General features: G+C 65.8%; 4 protein-coding genes. All 4 read right to left on the bottom strand.

What is annotated here, in order from left to right; translation table 11 throughout:
- The coding region (locus JWM94_RS04575; protein ID WP_299422363.1) for a TonB-dependent receptor plug domain-containing protein at positions 1-494 on the bottom strand (494 nt) is incomplete at its 3' end.
- 53 nt (positions 495-547) lie between these two features.
- Positions 548-811, bottom strand: a complete 264-nt coding sequence (locus tag JWM94_RS04570) for a ribbon-helix-helix domain-containing protein (protein WP_299422361.1) — start codon at positions 809-811, stop codon at positions 548-550.
- Positions 808-1,305 carry a CcdC protein domain-containing protein gene (locus JWM94_RS04565; RefSeq protein WP_299422359.1) on the bottom strand — a complete coding sequence of 166 codons (498 nt, stop codon included), beginning with the start codon at positions 1,303-1,305 and terminating at the stop codon, positions 808-810. The genes JWM94_RS04570 and JWM94_RS04565 overlap by 4 nt, the downstream gene beginning before the upstream one ends.
- A gap of 10 nt (positions 1,306-1,315) precedes the next feature.
- Positions 1,316-3,139, bottom strand: coding sequence for a cobaltochelatase subunit CobT (gene cobT / locus JWM94_RS04560; protein ID WP_299422366.1), 1,824 nt, complete (start codon positions 3,137-3,139; stop codon positions 1,316-1,318).
- Positions 3,140-3,144 lie beyond the last annotated feature (5 nt).

The following is a 3,144-nucleotide window of genomic DNA, read 5'->3' as shown; positions in this document are numbered from 1 at the left end:
GCCGAGCCGCGCCCGCCCAGCGTCGAATCCGACCCGCGGATGATCTGCACCGAATCGATCGCGAACACTTCGCGGTTCTGCGACGCGAGGCTGCGCACGCCGTCGACATAGATCGACCCCTGGCTGTCGAAGCCGCGGATGAACGGACGATCGCCGATCGGGTTGCCGCCCTCCGCCGCGCCGAAGGTAATCCCCGGCACGGTGCGCAGCGCATCCTGCAACGAGCTCGACCCAGTCTGCTCGATCACGCTCTTGTCGAGGATGATAACCGACTTGGGCGTATTGACGATCGGCGCGACGTCCTTGGGGCCGGGCTGATCCTTGATCTTCTGACCGGTGATGAGGATGTCGCGACTTTGATCATCATCGTCGTTCGCCGGGACCGGATCGGGATCGCTCGCGGCGAACGCCGGACGCGTCGCGAACGCGCCGACGCACGACAAGGCCAGGAAGGCCGGCTTGGCGAAACGGCGAGCGGCGTTGTTGCGAGTCATTCTTATCTCCCTTGTGGGAGACGCGCTATTGAGAGTCGTTCGCAGTGTCAACGCTATTGCGAGTGATTTTCATCTAAATGCTGTGCCAGAGCCCAGGATCGCAGCGCGCTGGCCAGATTGGGCGGATTGGCGGCCTCTATCCGGATCGCGTCGATCGCCGCGACGAGCGCATTGAGCGGGAGAGCGCGATCGACCGCCGCCGCTTCCAGCACTCGCCAGAACATCGGTTCGAGTGTGATCGACGTCTCGTGCCCCGCGATCGTGATCGATCGCTTGACGGGTCCGGAGAATCCGCCCGCAGGCGGATCGATCTTCATGCCAACGGCGCTTCGGCCCGCAACAGCGTTCGAGCGCGGCGGAAGATACCGAGCCGCTGAGTAACGATCATCGCCAGCGCGAACAGCAATGCCGCGTCGAACAAGGCGAGCGAAGTCGCCTCATGACCGCGTGTCCAAGCACCTACGAACCGGATACCGAACAACGCGGCGAACAGGATGAATGCGTAGCTCGACGTCTGCGTCAATAACGCGCCCGTCACAGGATCGACGCGCATCCTGACGGTGCCCGCGCGCAAAGTCCCCGTCATCAGGCCGACCGCCCCGGGCGCCGCCATGCCGACAACCGCCGGCACACCAAACGGGGGATGCTGTTGCAGCACCAAGCACACGCCGATCGTCGCGATCGCCACCGTCGGCGTGATCGCCAACTGCCACAATGTCAGCGGCTTTTCGGCGCCCGTCGTCACAAACAAGGCAATCACCAACGCCAGCGGGATCGCGACGGTCAGCAGCAGGGCGATCTGCGGGTTCATGCGGGGCAGGTTATGGCTTGTCGAACAAGGCGGCAAGCTGTTCGATGATCGTCCCACCGAGTTGATCCGCGTCCATAATTGTCACCGCGCGCTCGTAATAGCGCGTCACGTCGTGGCCGATGCCAATCGCTGCCAGTTCCACCGGGGAGCGGCTTTCGATCCAGCCGATTACCTGACGCAAATGGCGTTCGAGATAACTTCCGCTGTTCACACTGAGCGTCGAATCGTCGACCGGCGCGCCGTCCGAAATGACCATCAGGATCTTGCGCTCCTCGGAGCGGCCGATCAGTCGGCTGTGCGCCCAGAGCAGCGCCTCGCCGTCGATATTCTCCTTGAGCAGCCCCTCGCGCATCATCAGCCCGAGGCTCGGCTTGGCACGACGGTACGGCTCGTCGGCCTGTTTGTAGACGATGTGGCGTACGTCGTTGAGCCGCCCCGGCTGTGGTGGGCGCCCCGCCGCGAGCCAGCTTTCGCGCGCCTGCCCGCCCTTCCACGCGCGCGTGGTGAAACCGAGAATCTCGGTCTTGACCCCGCAGCGTTCAAGCGTGCGCGCAAGAATGTCCGCACTGATCGCCGCGATCGAGATCGGCCGCCCGCGCATCGACCCCGAATTGTCGATCAGCAAGGTGACGACGGTGTCCTTGAACTCGGTCTCGCGCTCGACCTTGTAGCTCAGCGACGACCCCGGGCTGACGATCACGCGCGCGAGCCGCGCGGCGTCGAGCAACCCTTCCTCCTGATCGAAATCCCAGCTGCGGTTCTGCTGCGCCATCAGTCGGCGCTGCAACCGGTTGGCAAGCTTGGTCACCGCGCCCTGCAAATGGACGAGTTGCTGGTCGAGATACGACCGCAGCCGTGTCAGCTCCTCGGCGTCGCACAATTCGGTCGCCGCGATCACCTCGTCATATTGCGTCGTCCACGGCTTGTAGTCGAAGTGCGGCGACAGGTCGTTGAACGGGCGGTTGGGGCGGACGGGCATCATCCCCTCCTCGCCCTCGTCGCCGGCCTCGCCATCCGATTCCTCGAAATCGTCGTCACCGGTCTCGGCACCCTCGCCGTCGTCGCTGTCGGTCTCGGATTGCTCGCCGCGCGCTTCTACCTCGCCCTGCCCCTGCTCGCCCTCGTCCTCGCCCTCGTCGCCCTGGTCCTGCTCGTCGGTGCCCTCGTCGTCGTTGCCGCCATCGTCCGAATCCTCGGGCAATTGGTCGCCCTCGATCAGTTCGAGATCCTCGAGCAACTTGGTCGCGAGGCTGGCGAACGCGCGTTGATCGTCGAGCGCCAACCGCAACGCGTCGAGATCACCCCCCGCTTTCTCCTCGATCCACTCGCGCACCAGCGCCAAGCCAGGCTGCGCGACGGCGGGCGCTTCCTCCCCGGTCAGCCGCTCGCGTACCAGCAGGCCGATCGCGGTCGACAATGGCACTTCGTCGCGCGTCCGCGCGCGCGTGATCGGGTCGCTGCGCAGCTTCTGATCGAGCGCATGGGCAAGATTGTCGGTGATCCCGCGATACCCGCGCGACCCCAGTGCCTCGACCCGCGCACCCTCGGCGGCGTCGAACACCGCGCGCGCCACCGCATCCGACGGTGCGGTCTTCAGGTGCAACGCGGCATTGTGATGCTTGAGCCGCAGCGCGAAGCCGTCGGCGAACCCGCGTGCCTCCGCCACCTGATCGGCGGGCAAGGTCCGCGCGGGCATCGGCACCTTGATATGCTTGCCCGACTGCGTCGGCGCGTCGGCGGTGAAGGCGAGCTCGACCTCGGGCTCGTCGGCCAGCGCGCGCGACGCGCCGCCGAGCACGGCCTTGAAGCGATCGAGGGGGGTGTCAACTGCCACGGTAG

The organism is Sphingomonas bacterium (genome assembly GCF_028289855.1).
Classification (GTDB): Bacteria; Pseudomonadota; Alphaproteobacteria; order Sphingomonadales; family Sphingomonadaceae; genus Sphingomonas.
The sequence above is the reverse complement of the archived record's forward strand: the minus strand, read 5'-3'. Positions and strand labels throughout refer to the sequence as shown.

Bases quoted from the DNA above. Each gene is read 5' to 3' on its own strand.
- JWM94_RS04570 (WP_299422361.1), bottom strand. From the start codon at position 811: ATGAAGATCGATCCGCCTGCGGGCGGATTCTCCGGACCCGTCAAGCGA.
- JWM94_RS04565 (WP_299422359.1), bottom strand. From the start codon at position 1,305: ATGAACCCGCAGATCGCCCTGCTGCTGACCGTCGCGATCCCGCTGGCG.